General features: G+C 68.6%; 14 protein-coding genes. 2 read left to right on the forward strand and 12 right to left on the reverse strand.

The window, feature by feature from the left end:
• The first annotated feature begins 3 nt into the window (after positions 1 to 3).
• Positions 4 to 585, forward strand: coding sequence for a hypothetical protein (locus tag ABD164_RS03425; protein WP_344293457.1), 582 nt, complete (start codon positions 4 to 6; stop codon positions 583 to 585).
• On the opposite strand, the gene ABD164_RS03430 is transcribed toward ABD164_RS03425, so the two are convergent.
• From ABD164_RS03430 to ABD164_RS03485, 12 genes are all read right to left on the reverse strand, one after another.
• The gene (locus ABD164_RS03430; protein ID WP_344293458.1) at positions 472 to 2,037 is read right to left on the reverse strand and encodes a dynamin family protein; all 1,566 of its coding nucleotides are present in this window, start codon (positions 2,035 to 2,037) and stop codon (positions 472 to 474) included. The genes ABD164_RS03425 and ABD164_RS03430 overlap by 114 nt on opposite strands.
• Positions 2,034 to 3,845 carry a dynamin family protein gene (locus tag ABD164_RS03435; RefSeq protein WP_344293460.1) on the reverse strand — a complete coding sequence of 604 codons (1,812 nt, stop codon included), beginning with the start codon at positions 3,843 to 3,845 and terminating at the stop codon, positions 2,034 to 2,036. The genes ABD164_RS03430 and ABD164_RS03435 overlap by 4 nt, the downstream gene beginning before the upstream one ends.
• 177 nt (positions 3,846 to 4,022) lie before the next feature.
• The gene (locus tag ABD164_RS03440; RefSeq protein WP_344293463.1) at positions 4,023 to 4,325 is read right to left on the reverse strand and encodes a hypothetical protein; all 303 of its coding nucleotides are present in this window, start codon (positions 4,323 to 4,325) and stop codon (positions 4,023 to 4,025) included.
• Positions 4,326 to 4,438: 113 nt separating this feature from the next.
• On the reverse strand, positions 4,439 to 5,662 hold the full coding sequence (locus ABD164_RS03445; protein ID WP_344293465.1) for a hypothetical protein: 1,224 nt from the start codon (positions 5,660 to 5,662) through the stop codon (positions 4,439 to 4,441).
• A gap of 100 nt (positions 5,663 to 5,762) precedes the next feature.
• On the reverse strand, positions 5,763 to 7,013 hold the full coding sequence (locus ABD164_RS03450; RefSeq protein ID WP_344293467.1) for a hypothetical protein: 1,251 nt from the start codon (positions 7,011 to 7,013) through the stop codon (positions 5,763 to 5,765).
• 267 nt (positions 7,014 to 7,280) lie between these two features.
• On the reverse strand, positions 7,281 to 8,276 hold the full coding sequence (locus ABD164_RS03455; protein WP_344293469.1) for a winged helix DNA-binding domain-containing protein: 996 nt from the start codon (positions 8,274 to 8,276) through the stop codon (positions 7,281 to 7,283).
• A 111-nt stretch (positions 8,277 to 8,387) separates the two neighbouring features.
• Positions 8,388 to 9,218 (reverse strand): SseB family protein, encoded by an 831-nt coding sequence (locus tag ABD164_RS03460; RefSeq protein WP_344293471.1) that lies wholly within the window; start codon positions 9,216 to 9,218, stop codon positions 8,388 to 8,390.
• On the reverse strand, positions 9,202 to 9,948 hold the full coding sequence (priA, locus tag ABD164_RS03465; RefSeq protein WP_344293473.1) for a bifunctional 1-(5-phosphoribosyl)-5-((5-phosphoribosylamino)methylideneamino)imidazole-4-carboxamide isomerase/phosphoribosylanthranilate isomerase PriA: 747 nt from the start codon (positions 9,946 to 9,948) through the stop codon (positions 9,202 to 9,204). Before priA ends, ABD164_RS03460 begins: the two co-directional genes overlap by 17 nt.
• A 108-nt stretch (positions 9,949 to 10,056) precedes the next feature.
• The gene (gene hisH, locus ABD164_RS03470; RefSeq protein ID WP_344293475.1) at positions 10,057 to 10,695 is read right to left on the reverse strand and encodes an imidazole glycerol phosphate synthase subunit HisH; all 639 of its coding nucleotides are present in this window, start codon (positions 10,693 to 10,695) and stop codon (positions 10,057 to 10,059) included.
• On the reverse strand, positions 10,692 to 11,306 hold the full coding sequence (gene hisB / locus ABD164_RS03475; RefSeq protein WP_344293477.1) for an imidazoleglycerol-phosphate dehydratase HisB: 615 nt from the start codon (positions 11,304 to 11,306) through the stop codon (positions 10,692 to 10,694). The genes hisH and hisB overlap by 4 nt, the downstream gene beginning before the upstream one ends.
• The gene (locus tag ABD164_RS03480; RefSeq protein WP_344293479.1) at positions 11,303 to 12,403 is read right to left on the reverse strand and encodes a histidinol-phosphate transaminase; all 1,101 of its coding nucleotides are present in this window, start codon (positions 12,401 to 12,403) and stop codon (positions 11,303 to 11,305) included. The genes hisB and ABD164_RS03480 overlap by 4 nt, the downstream gene beginning before the upstream one ends.
• 46 nt (positions 12,404 to 12,449) lie before the next feature.
• A complete protein-coding gene (locus tag ABD164_RS03485; protein WP_344293481.1) occupies positions 12,450 to 12,845 on the reverse strand; it encodes a LysM peptidoglycan-binding domain-containing protein in 396 nt (131 codons plus the stop codon).
• A 232-nt stretch (positions 12,846 to 13,077) separates the two neighbouring features.
• On the opposite strand from ABD164_RS03485, the gene lexA reads away from it, so the two are divergent.
• The gene (gene lexA / locus ABD164_RS03490; protein WP_344293483.1) at positions 13,078 to 13,791 is read left to right on the forward strand and encodes a transcriptional repressor LexA; all 714 of its coding nucleotides are present in this window, start codon (positions 13,078 to 13,080) and stop codon (positions 13,789 to 13,791) included.
• Positions 13,792 to 13,808 lie beyond the last annotated feature (17 nt).

A 13,808-nucleotide genomic window follows, 5' to 3' on the forward strand; every position in this document is an offset into this window, starting at 1 on the left:
GAGGTGACCGAGCACACGAATCCGGCCGCGGGCCGCAAGCGGGAGGCACCCGAACGTCCTTCGGTGGCGAATCCGAATGCCGCGCCGGTGCTCGTGAGGCTGCCGCCGCCGTTCTCGGTGCGGATGAGCCAGTTCTTCTGGGTCCTCAGCTTCGCGGTCGGCGGGTTCACGACGGTGTACTTCTTCATCATCCGTCAGACCCAGCTGCCGTTGATCGCGGATGTCGTCCGCGGAGTCAGCGAGGGGCGCGACGACCAGACCTATGAGACCGCGGCCGACATCGTGTTCTGGACGATCTTCGGATTGCTCGTGGCCACCCTGCTGGCGCAGATCACCCTTCTGGTCTCGTTCATGAGCCGACGTCCGCACATGCGTTGGTGGCAGCTGGGCACGCTCGCGGTGCAAGTCGCGATATTGCTGTTGTCGGTCGAACTGGTCGCGATCGGCGACCAGGGCCGGCAGTTGCGGCTCCTACTCGCCGCCGAATGCGGGCTCGTGCTCATCGCCCTGCTGTGGAGCGTGCTCCCGGGTGCCATCGCGTGGTCCGCCCGCCAGCATGACATCCGCCGCGGGCCTGAGCTGTGACGCGATCTCGTCGAGGCTGCGGATCACCACACGGCACGCACCCACGGCGGCGCGGTCGGTCAGCGGAGACTCGCTGAGCCGGCGCCAGTATTCCCGGAGCGCATCGACGCGTTCGCTGCGCGTGCCGGTGTCGGCGCTTTCGGGAATCCCGAGGCGTAGATGAGTGGGCGTGCCTTGCGCGCCGATGATGGTCTGAGCGGCGGCTGCGTCCTGCGCCGAGAGCGGCAGCCCGTCGGATCGCACGCTCGCCAAGAGCGACAGTTCGCGCAACGCGTGCGCGCCGGCGGTGATTCGCTCGATACCCCCGCGGATCTCCTCGGTACCGCTGCGCGGCCGCTCGCGCAAGAGCCGCTCGAGCCCGAGCAGCACCCCGCGCACCTTGAGCGTCGACGCCCGCGTGTGGAATTGGTTTCGCACGAACTGCTGAAGCTCGATGAGCCCGCTCTGCTGCACCAACTGCTCCGACAATTCAGTCGAACTCTCGATCCCGCCGCGGATGAGGGCGGTGGCCAGTCGAACGCCGAAGAGCCCGAACCGCGCGAGCAGGTGCCGACGTTCGGCCGCGCTCAGCGTCGTGGCGGCGGAATCCCTCGTGAAGCGATCGGCCGACATGAGAAGGCCCTCACGGTCTGCGCGTTCGAGCGCTGCCAGCTCACGGAAGGCCGTGTACTCATCCTCGCGGAGTGTGCGGGCGCCCTCAGCCACGAGCCCCGCCACCGGGATGACGCCCAGCACCAGCGACGCCAGGTCGCCGTCGAGCTCGTATCGTCGCGCCACCTTTCGCGCGGAAAGGAGCGAGTCGATGCGGCCCGACCCGATCTCGTCCGAGCGCGACAGCACCGCGACCGCGCAGATGGTCTGGGCGGCGCCCGCCGCGGTGTCGCGGAAGGCCTCGAGGAACTTGACATCCGACGCGTGCAGGTGCCGCATGAGATAGACGACGGCATCGGCCGAGGACGGGGCGTCCTCGGGAGTGAGGAACAGCCTCGTTCGTTCAGATGTGCTCTCCGACAGCGAGGCGATGCCCGGCGTGTCGATGAGGATCATCGACCTCAGGCCGGAAAGCGGCCAGCCGACGTCGATCCACTCGACCTCCTCGGCGGGTGTGCCATCGAGGTTGAGCACGAGTCGTCCCCGATCGCGTCGGATCGGCATCCGCCGTGGGTCGCCCTGCTTCGGATGAAGCGTGACGGTCGGGGTCGTCGAGTATCGGTACCACGTGACGACCCGGGTGCACTCGCCGGCATCGGTGGGCGCTATCTGCTCGCCGAGCAGCGCGTTCATCAGGGTCGACTTACCCGCTTTCACCATTCCGGCGATGGCCAGCCGCAGAGGCTCTCGAAGACGCCGCTCGAGTTCGTCGATGGATGTCTGCGCGGCGGCATCGTCGTCGTACACAGCGCGGGCGATGCGCAGCAGGTCTTCCGCGGCGACCCGCGCCTGAGCCGTCACCGCTGCCCAACCTCGACGCGCAGCGGCGGCGGTTCGGGGATCTCTGCACGGAGCCGCTCGAGCTGGCCGATCTGCGCCTTCAGTTGAGCCGCTCGCTGATCTCGTCTTGCCGTGTACGTGGTGGCCGTCTGCTTCGACGTGGTGAGCGCCTCCGACAACGAGCGGTGCATCTCTTCGGCCATTGCGCCGAAGTGGTCGCGGGCGGCGCGCTGCACCAGGCGGAGCCGGTCCTTGAGCTGCTTGCCGACCTGGAAGTTGACCTCGTCGATGTACCGGCGCACATGGCCTTTCGCTTCGTGTTGCCGGCGGGCCAGTCGTGCGCTCATGTCTTCGCGGAACGCCCGTCGGCCGACCAGAACGCCCGCGAGCAGCGACAGCGGATTGATGAGCGTCATTCCGATCAGCCCTGTGGCGAGACCCACCATCAGCACGCCGCCATATGATCCGCGGACGCCGATGTAGATCTTCTCGGCCGCGCCGAGTCGGCCCGAGTCGAGCCACGAGATCTCGTCGACCGGGTCGAGCACACCGTGGGTGTCGCCGACATCGATCGCAGGGATGTCGGACTCCCCTTTGCTGAACAGCTCGGCGACCTCTTCAGACAGCCAGCGCGAGCGCTCGTCGGTCCACACGAACGTCTCCGACACGGCGCTGGCCACTCGCTGGTCGAGCCATTCGGTGATCTGATCCCAGATGGGTCCCGGGTCGCCCTCGTCGATGGCGATCTCGGCCTCGCGCTGCACCTTGCGCAGCCGGTCGCGCAGGTCGTGCTCCATGTCGGCGATGAGGTCGGCGACACCGTCGGTGAGGGTGACCTGCCAACGCGCTGAGCGCCCGCGGAACTCGTCGGCACGCGCCTTGGCCGCCTCCAATTCGGCGATCATGCGCGGTGTGTCCTCGGGGTGCAGGATCGCGTTCAGCTCGGAGCGCAGCGACATCGTGAGCTGCTCCACCACCGACACGAGGTCGTGAACGGCGCTGCGCTCGTGAATGACCTCGGCGCGGCCGAGCACCTCACGACGCAGGTGCGCGACCAGCGCGGGAAAGCCCGACTCGTCGTTGACGGCTCGGTCCTGAAGTTCGGCGGCGAGCAGGCGAAGGTCGCTGGAGACCGAGAAGATCGGCACGTCGCCGACTCCCTGCAGGTGTCCTCGGTTGATCTGCTCGATCTCGCGCCATGCCGGGTAGAGGTCGGTCTTTGCGAGGACGGCAGCCACGTTCGGCGATATGCGCATGGCGTGCTTGAGGAACTGCACCTCTGGGTCGGTGTACTCCTGCGAGGCATCCGATACCAGCAATACGGCGTGCGCCGTCGACAGTGCCGACAGGGTCGCCAGCGCATTGGACGATTCCAGCCCCCCGACGCCGGGTGAATCGACGAGCTTCAATCCTCCCTTGAGGATCTCCCTGGGCAGCAGCACCTCGGCCGACACGACGCGACGTTCGTTGCCCGGGTTGCCGTGCTCCGACACGAAGTCCGAAATCTCCTCGAGGGCGATCGGGCGGCGCTCGAGCGTCGCCGCCGAGTCGGCAGCATCTTGGTCGTGCACCAGCACCCAGGCCTGGGGCTCCTCTGCGTAGCCCACCGACGTCGGCACGCTCGTCGCGATGTCGTCATCGACCGGGCAGGCGGGGGCGTTCACCAGGGCGTTGATGAGCTTGCTCTTGCCCTGCTTGAACTCGCCGACCACGATCACCCGGATATCAGGGTCGATCAACCTCGCCTGCGTCTGCTCGAGCCGCCTGGCCAGGTCTGCACGGCCCGAAGTGGCGGCGAGCCGCCCGACGTCGCGGATGACTTGCACCATGGCCGATGGCTCGGCGCCGATCTGCGGCGCGCGAAGATCATCGCCGTGCCTCAGCGCACGCAGTTCTGTTGCTTCTGACCCATCGGCGTCGGCTGCTTCCGGCACGAATCCCCCCGGTTCTCGTTCCATGGTGACAGAGCACGGGGCCGAGTGCACCCGCCCCGTGACGTTCCGACCTCAAAGGGGGAAGTCGAGCCCCGTGCTCCCCCCGTCGATGACGGTGTCATCGCCCGCATCGCCCCAGATCAGCGCGGCATCGACATCCCAATCGGACGCGTTGACGTTCTCGATCTCCGCGCTGAACATGTTCGCAACGGTCGGGTCTCCTGCAGCCGGGTCGGAGAGCGCATCTGCGATCGCGGCGCCCCAGCCACCGTCGTCGAACACCTCGTCGGCGCCGTCGGGTTGGTCAGCGGACCGATCGAGTGCGTCGCCGTCGGGAAGCGAGCCCTGCTCGCTCGGCGCTTGGTCACTGGACATTTCTGAGGCTTTCACGGGTTGGGGGAACGCATTCTCACGCCACCGCGGCCGGCGCCTGATGGCGGTGTGCCCGGTCGCCCCACGCGGGGCGACCGGGCAGGACGCGCAACGCCCTACAGCGTCACGTCGTCGACCTGTACGGCAACGGCGTCAGGACTGAGGATGTTCGCGTTATCGACGTCGATGTCGACGTCGGTGGAGTAGTCGTCGTTGAACGAGTCGTCGACGTCCACATCCCAGTCGGTCTCGGTGTTGTTCGAGTCCCACGTGTTGTACATGGAGACGTCGCCGACCGAGATGTCGGTGCTGGAGTTGTCGACCCAGGCGCTGTTGCCCGCAGCGACCGAGCCGTCGCCCGAGGCGACGTTCGCCTCGTTCTCGAACGACTGCGCGACGTTGCCGCCTCCACCGTCGCCGCCGATGGCGCCCACGTTGCCGCCGTCGCCGCCGGCGCCACCGCCACCGTCGCCGCCGGCGCCTCGGCCACCATCGCCCCAACCCGCGTCGCCGCCGGCACCGCCGTCGCCGTCTGCGCTGGCGGAGCCACCAGTGCCGGCTCCACCGACACCGCCGCTGCCGCCAGAGCCACCGGCACCGAGTGCACCCGAGCCGCCGGCGCCTCCGGCGCCGCCGTTGCCACCTGTGCCGTCACCCCCGGCCCCGAAGCCAAGGTTGTCAGCACCGTCGCCGCCTGGGCCACCGATGCCGAGACCGCCGATGCCTGCGCCGGCGACACCGCCGGATCCGTCGCCACCTGACGCGTCTGCGGCCGCCAATCCGGCTCCACCGGCGCCGCCGCCGGCCGCGATGTTCTGGTTGACCGACTGGTCGACCACCGTCGAGCGGTTGTCGATGTACACCTCGGTGTCGCCACTCCCGTAGCCATGGCCGCCACCGCCGCCGACGATGTTGAGGTCGTCGAAGCCGACGTTGTACTGCCGGATGCCGGCGTTGACCGAGTTGTCGACCGGGTTGAACGAGTCGCTGATGTGCACCGAGTTGTCGGAGTTGTCGTTGTGCGAATCGTTGGTCGAGTTGTCGGAGTCGTCGGAGTTGTCGGAGTTGTCGTTGTATGAGTCTTCGGTCGAGTTGTCGGTGTTGTGCGACAGGATGTCGTCGTTGTTCGAGTCGACGTCGTTGTAGTTGAGCGAGTCGACGTTGTTGTCGTTCAGCGAGTCCAGGTTGTTGTCGTTGAGCGAGTCGACGTTGTTGTCGTTGAGCGAGTCGACGTTGTTGTCGTTGAGCGAGTCGACGTTGTTGTCACTGATCGGCACCGCCACGTTGACGTTGAAGGAGTCGCGAACGCGATTCCACACGTTGTTGTCGTCGAAAGCCATGAGCGTGTTCCTTCACTCTCGCAGACGCTGTTGCGCCCTGCTGTCGGTTGTCTCGTGTGCCCGGCCGCCCCGAGGGACGGCCGGGCCGTCCAGCAACGTCCTACAGCGTGATGTCGTCGACCTGTACGGCGACGGCGTCAGGGCTGAGGATGTTGGCGTTGTCGACGTCGACGTCGACGTCGGTGGAGTAGTCGTCGTTGAATGAGTCGTCGACGTCAACCTCCCAGTCGGTCTCCTCGTTGTACGAGTCCCACGTGTTGCCGATGGAGACGTCGCCGACCGAGATGTCGGTGCTGGAGTTGTCGACCCAGGCGCTGTTGCCCGCTGCCACCGAGCCGTCACCCGAGGCGACGTTCGCCTCGTTCTCGAACGACTGCAAGACGTTGCCGCCTCCGCCGTCGCCGCCGATGGCGCCCACGTTGCCGCCCTCGCCGCCGTCGCCCCAGCCGCCGTCGCCACCGGCGCCGTTGCCACCGGTGCCGCTGCCGCCTGTGCCGCCGGCGCCACCGTCACCGTCCGCGCTGCCGGAACCACCCGTGCCGGCTCCGCCTGCACCGCCGTTGCCGCCGTCACCGCCGGCACCGAGTCCGCCGAGTCCGCCGGCGCCACCGCTGCCACCTGCGCCGCCGGTACCGCTGCCGCCGGTGCCGAGTCCCAGGTTTGCGCCGCCGGTACCGCCGGCGCCGCCAGTGCCTGTGGCACCCGTACCGGTACCGCCGGTGCCGCCGTCACCATCGCCGCCGGACGCGTCTGCAAGCACTCCCGCGTGGCCGCCGGCGCCGCCGCTGGCCGAGATGTTCTGGTTGACCGACTGGTCGACCACCGTCGAGCGGTTGTCGATGTTCACCTCGGTGTCGCTGCCGCCGTGACCATGTCCGCCGCCGTACCCGGCGGCTGCCGCACCGCCCGCGCCGCCGACGATGTTGAGGTCGTCGAAGCCGACGTTGTACTGCCGGATGCCGGCGTTGACCGAGTTGTCGACCGGGTTGAACGAGTCGCTGATGTGCACCGAGTTGTCGGAGTTGTCGTTGTGCGAATCGTTGGTCGAGTTGTCGGAGTTGTCGGAGTTGTCGGAGTTGTCGTTGTACGAGTCTTCGGTCGAGTTGTCGGTGTTGTGCGACAGGATGTCGTCGTTGTTCGAGTTGACGTCGTTGTAGTTGAGCGAGTCGACGTTGTTGTCGTTCAGCGAGTCCAGGTTGTTGTCGTTGAGCGAGTCGACGTTGTTGTCGTTGAGCGAGTCGACGTTGTTGTCGTTGAGCGAGTCGACGTTGTTGTCACTGATCGGCACCGCCACGTTGACGTTGAACGAGTCACGGACGCGATTCCACACGTTGTTGTCGTCGAAAGCCATGAGAGTGTTCCTTCACTTCCCGGACGCCATCACGCCCTGCTGTCGTGTACGGATCTCACGCTACGAGTGCACGCAGCCGCCGGCATCGGGGGCTATCCCGACACCCGTTCGGGGTCGGTAGGGGGCTCTGACGCTCAATCCGGGTTCGGTAGGGGACGCCGCGGGCCTCACGATCGTCGTCACGGGCAGCACCCTGCGCCCGTGGGGTCCTTCGACCGTCACGATCGACAGCTCCTGGCTCGTGCCGACCGCGATTCCGAGCGCCGTTCAGGCCACCTCGAGCACCGCCTCGAGCCCGAGCACCTCGCCGTAGCGGGTGGCTGCGCGCTGCAGCTCGTCGAGCGCTCGACGGTGAAGCGTGCGGTACGGCCCGAGCGAGAAGATCACCCGATCGGACGTGATCCGGCGGCGCATCGTCGCCACGAGCTGCGAGTCGACGAGGGCCATGCCCGCGGCCGTCTCACGCCGCCGGGGCACAGCGCCCGCCACGTCGAGCACCCAGCGGGTCTCCTGGTAGCCGCGGTAGAGCTCATCGAGGATCTGCAGCAGGTGGGCGCCGGGTTCGCCGGCGCCTTCGGGCGGATGACCCGGCGTATGCCAGAACGTGCGGCCTTCATGCTCGAACGACTCGAGCCGATCGCGTGCCGCATCGAGCCCGCGACGCACGTCGCCGAGCGTCAGGGTCGCCCAGTACGCGAGGTCACGTTCGGTCGCAGGGCCGTGACCGGTGAAGTAGCGCAGCGCTATCTCGCGCAGCGCATCGTCGCGGTCGAGCCGGCGAGGCTTCGGCACCCGCTCGTCGAACGAGGCGTAGGTGTGCTCGCCATCGCGCGGCGCACCGCTGCAGACGACCTGGTCGAGCTCGAGCTGCGCGAGCAGCACCATGAGCTGCTGCCCGCTCGGCTCGAATCCGTGTCGGGCCAGGTCGTCAGCGAGCTCGGGTCGCGTGCGGCTGCGCCCGTTCAACACCGCGGCGACCACGAGTTCGGTGGCGGAGTCGATCGCCGACGCATCCATGCCGAAGAGCTCGCGCAACTGCTGCTCGGTCACCCGACGCACGCGGGCGGCCGTCAGCTCGAGCAGCCATGCGGCGTCATCTGCGCGCACGTAGTGCCACGTCGGCCGAAGCACATGGGTGCGCAGCACCGCCCCCGATTCGAGCTGCGCGGCGAGTTCCGCGAGGTCTGGCGACGTCGTGCGAGACGCGACCGCCCACGCCGACTGCTGCGGATTCTCGGCCTGCACGGCGAGCAGCGAAGCCACGACCGCGTCGGCGCCCGAGGCGAACGGCGCGATGGCGCGCTGACTCGCCAGGCGCCAACGTGCGATGTCGAGGTCGGTGATCAGGGCGGCACTCCCTTCGTGGGTGGCGTGTCAGGCTACGGATGTCCCGCCGACGAGCTTCACCGTGAGCGAGTCGACGAGCGTCGCGATCGCCTCGTCGGCAGCCCACCGGCGCGCGAGGCGGGCGGTCGTGGCGTCGAGCTCTTCACGGGTGAGGCCCTGCACGAGCTCGAGCCGCACGACGAGCTCGGGCCCCGCCAGCCGAGCATCGGGGTCACCGGCCCGCAGGGTGACCCCGAGCACGGCGAGCTCCGACTGGATCGAGCGTTCGAACGCGGCCTTCACGGCATCGGACTCGAACGGCGGAGTCCACTCGTGCGATTGCGCGACCGCCCAGACCGCGGGGCGGCGCAGCACGAACTCGGTCGGCGAGCCGGGGTCGAGCACGACGAGCTCGGTGCCGTCGTCGGCGGCGGCGAGTGCGACGCGCACGCCGTCGGCGGGAACGGGCCTCGCGATCGGGTTCCATTTCGACATCGCGTCGACTGATGCGAACACCGGCAGCACCTGGCGACCGTCAGGGCCTGCGACCGTCACGATCGACAGCTCCTGGCTCTTGTCGACGGCGAGGCCGTGTGCACCGATCTCGGACCCTGGGTCGCCGAGCTGCGCGAGCAGGGGAATCAGCAAGCGCGACCGGGCGAACGCGGCGACGACTTCGGCCTGCCCCGCCGTGCCGTCGCGGAACCCCGCGATCGCAGCGGCGAGTTTCGGCGGTGCGAGGCCGTCGTCGGCGGCGTGCGGGTTCGGCCCGAACGAGCGCCCCTGCCACGGCACACCCGCAGAGTCGGTCGTCTTCGGATCAGCCGCAGCCGCGGCATCCGTCGACGATTCGTGCGGTTCGTCAGCGCGACGCGACATCCAGTGCCTCGGCCAGCGTGAACGCGCCCGCGTAGAGAGCCTTTCCGACGATTGCGCCCTCGAGACCGAGCGGAACGAGTTCGCGAAGTGCCACCAGGTCGTCGAGGCTCGAGACGCCGCCCGACGCGACCACGGGGCGCTCGGTACGGTCGAGGATCTGGCGCAGCAGGTCGAGGTTCGGGCCCTGCAGGGTGCCGTCTTTCGTGACGTCGGTGACGACGTAACGTGCGGTTCCCGCCTCTTCGAGGCGGTCGAGCACCTGCCAGAGGTCGCCGCCCTCCTTCGTCCACCCGCGCGCTGCGAGCGTCGTGCCGCGCACATCGAGCCCCACTGCGATCGCCTCGCCGTACTGCGCGATGACCGACGCCGCCCACTCGGGATTCTCGAGAGCCGCGGTGCCGAGGTTGATGCGCTTCGCTCCGATCTCGAGCGCGTGCTCGAGGGACTCGTCGTCGCGGATGCCGCCCGAGAGTTCGACACTGACCCCACGCACCTGGCGGATCACCTTCTTCAACACCCCCGCGTTGGAACCGCGGCCGAACGCCGCATCGAGGTCGACGAGGTGGATCCACTCTGCGCCCTGGTCGGCCCAGTCCATCGCCGCGTCGACCGGATCGCCGTAGTTCGTCTCGGTGCCCGCCTCGCCCTGCGTCAGGCGCACGGCCTTACCGCCGGCCACGTCGACGGCCGGAAGCAGCACCAGGCCGGGGGTCTTGCTGAACTCGCTCATCATTGTCCTCAGGAATCTTCGTCGGGAATCGACGGGGGCACAATCACAGGATCTTACGCCCTCACCGAAGTCGACGCGTCGGCATGACCGGCCCAGACGTCGGCGCGCTCAGTGGAGCGTGCCGATCCAATTCGCGAGCAGTCGGATGCCTGCCGCTGCGGACTTCTCGGGGTGGAACTGGGTGGCCGACAGCGGGCCGTTCTCAACGGCGGCGAGGAACCGCCCGCCGTGCTCGGCCCACGTGAGCTTGGGCGCCGGGAACGGCGGCATCACATCGAGATGCCACTGCTGCGCGGCGAACGAGTGCACGAAGTAGAACCGCTCGTCTTCAATGCCGTCGAACAGCACCGAGCCCTCGTCGGGCGTCACCGTGTTCCAGCCCATGTGCGGCAGCACCGGTGCCGCCAGTTCGGTGACGGCGCCGGGCCACTCGCCGAGCCCCTCGGTGTCGACACCGCGCTCGACGCCATGCTCGAACATGACCTGCATACCGACGCAGATTCCGAGCACGGGGCGACCGCCGGCGAGGCGACGGTCGATGACCTCGTCGCCGCGTACCGCGTGCAACTGGTCGACCACGGCCTTGAACGCACCGACGCCGGGCACGACAAGCCCGTCGGCCTCGAGTGCCGTGGTGCGGTCGGCCGTGACCTCGACCTCGGCGCCGGCCGCCTCGAGCGCCTTGGCTGCGGAGTGCACGTTGCCCGAGCCGTAGTCGAGCAGCGCGACGCGGGGCCTGCGGTTCACAGGGCGCCCTTCGTGGACGGGATGCCCGAGACGAGCGGGTCGAGCGCCTTCGCCTGGCGGAACGCGCGCGCGAACGCCTTGAACTCGGCCTCGGCGATGTGGTGCGGGTCGCGGCCGCCCAGCACGGTGACGTGCACGGTGAGGCCGGCGTTGAACGTGATGGCCTCGAAGACGTGGCGCACCATCGACCCGGTGAAGTGGCCGCCGATGAGGTGGTATTCGAACCCGGCCGGCTCGCCGGAGTGCACGAGGAACGGCCGGCCCGAGATGTCGACGACCGCCTGGGCGAGTGCCTCATCGAGTGGAACGAGTGCGTCGCCGTAGCGCGAGATGCCGCGCTTGTCGCCGAGCGCCTGCCTGATGGCCTGCCCGAGCACGATGCCGGTGTCTTCGACGGTGTGGTGCACGTCGATGTCGACGTCGCCGTTCGCCCGCACGGTGAGATCGGTGAGCGAGTGCTTCGCGAACGCCGTGAGCATGTGGTCGTAGAACGGAACCCCGGTTTCGATGTCGCTCGTTCCGGTGCCGTCGAGATCGATCGAGAGATCGATGCTCGACTCGCTCGTCTCGCGCTGCACTTGTGCGGTGCGCGCAGGCGTCTGGGGGCTCATACGTCGATCTTATTGCGGCCCGCCGGCGCGAAGACGGCGATCGCCTCGAGGAATGCGGTCGTCTCGGCCTCGGTTCCGGCCGTCACGCGAAGGTGGCCGGGAATGCCGATGTCGCGAATCAGGATGCCCCGTGCGAGCAGTTGCTCGAAGACCGCGTGCGGATCGTCGACACCGCCGAAGAGCACGAAGTTCGATCCGCTGCGGGCCGGCGCGAACCCGAGTTCGGCGAGCGTCTCGGAGATGCGTCGACGCTGGCCGCGGATCTCGTCGACCATCGCGAGCATCTCGTCGGCGTGTGCGAGCGCGCCGAGCGCGGCCGCCTGGGTGAGTGCCGACAGGTGGTAGGGCAATCGCACGAGTCGCAGGGCGTCGATCGCGGCCGGGTCGCCGGCGAGGTAGCCCACCCGCGCTCCGGCGAAGGCGAACGCCTTGCTCATGGTGCGCGAGATGAGCAGCCGCGGGCGCCCGTCGAGCAAGGTCAGCGCACTCGGCGTGCCCGGATCGGCGAACTCGAAATACGCTTCATCGACGACGACCACGCCACGCGCGGCGTCGGCGACGGCCCGGATCGTCTCGATCGAGAGCGGGGTACCCGTGGGATTGTTCGGGGCGCAGAGCAGCACGATGTCGGGGTCGTGCTCGCGCACCGCGGCGAGGGCGGTCTCGGGGCTGAGTTCGAACCCCGCGTCGCGGGAGGCGGCGATCCATTCGGTGCCGGAGCCCGCCGCGAGCAGGCTGTACATGGAGTAGGTCGGCGCGAAGCCGAGCGCCGAACGACCCGGCCCCCCGTAGGCCTGCATGACGTGCTGCAGCACCTCATTCGACCCGTTGGCGGCCCAGAGCTGCTCGGAGGTGAGGCCGTGACCGAGGTAGGCGGCAAGTGCCGAGCGGAGCTCGCTGAACTCGCGGTCGGGGTACCGGTTGAGCCGCAGGATGGCCGCGGCGATGCGAGCGACGATGTCGTGCGCCACGTCTTCGGGGATGGGGTGCGTGTTCTCGTTGACGTTGAGCGCGACCGGCACGTGCGCTTGCGGAGCGCCGTACGGCGTGCGCCCACGGAGGTCATCGCGGATGGGGAGGTCGTCGAGACTCGTCACCGATCCATGCTACCGACGAGCACTCGGGCCGATGCCCTGTATGACGTCAGCCGGCGTTCGGCACCGCGAGGCGCTGCCCGGGCTCGATGACCACATCGTCGAGACCGTTGAGCCGCACGATCTCGTCGATCACGACGCGCGGATCGGCGGAGGAATCGAGCGCCACGGCGATCTCCCAGAGGGAGTCGCCCGCGCCGACGGTGACGTACTCGAGCCCCGCGCCGACGGCGGCGCCCTCGACATCGGCGGCAGCCCCACCCGCGGAGAGCACCGCGACGATCGCCCACAGCACGAGAGGGATCGACGCGAGGGTGGTGAACACGACCCGGCCGCGCCGGGTGAGTCGCAGGCGCCCGGGGCGCGTCTCACGGTCTGCCCCTGCTCGGGTGGCCCGCAGGCTTGCCTGAGGGCGGAAGCCGGGATTCACGATCGCTGCGCTCATGTCACACCTCCTGAGTCGAGTCGCATCCGGCCCTCGGCCGGGAGGGCCGGATGCGAATCTCTGTTCCGAACATACATTCGAACGCTCGAAGCCGCAACCCCTCACCGCCGAATGTCTTCGCCACTGGATATGGCGACACACTCGAACGAATGTTTGCCGCTGCCGCCCGGGGCGGATACAGTTTCGAATGTCCGGAAGACAGTCGACCAGACACCACTGACATTGGGTCGCGATGGCGACCTCGACGAAGGGCGAGACCGTGAGCACCGACAACGACGTGCGTGAGACCGGCCGGGCACGACGCCGAAAGACCCTGAGTGCGAAGCAGATCGCCATCCTCGAGGTCGTGCAGCGTTCGGTCGCGAGCCGGGGTTATCCGCCGAGCATGCGCGAGATCGGCGACGCCGTCGGGCTCTCATCACTCTCGAGCGTCACGCACCAGCTCAATCAGCTCGAACTCGCCGGTTACCTCCGGCGCGACCCCAACCGGCCGCGCGCGCTCGAGGTGCTGATCGAACTCCCGGGGCTCGACGATCGTCCCCAAGCCGCCGGCGACCCGGTGCCGGTCGGCGACGCGGCGATGGTCCCCCTCGTCGGCCGTATCGCCGCAGGCGTGCCGATCACCGCCGAACAGCAGATCGACGAGGTCTTCCCGCTCCCCCGGCAGCTCGTCGGCAAGGGCGAGCTGTTCATCTTGAAGGTCGTCGGCGACTCGATGATCGACGCCGCGATCTGCGACGGCGACTGGGTCGTGGTGCGTTCGCAGCGCACGGCCGAGAACGGCGAGATCGTCGCCGCGATGCTCGACGGCGAAGCCACCGTCAAGGTGTTCCGCCAGCGCGACGGCCACACCTGGCTGCTCCCCCGCAACACCGCGTTCGAACCGATCGTGGGCGATCACGCCGAAGTGCTCGGCAAGGTCGTGGCGGTGCTGCGCGCCGTCTGACGCCACCCAGCACGCGG

Source organism: Agromyces neolithicus (assembly GCF_039529735.1).
In the GTDB taxonomy this organism is placed as follows: Bacteria; Actinomycetota; Actinomycetes; order Actinomycetales; family Microbacteriaceae; genus Agromyces; species Agromyces neolithicus.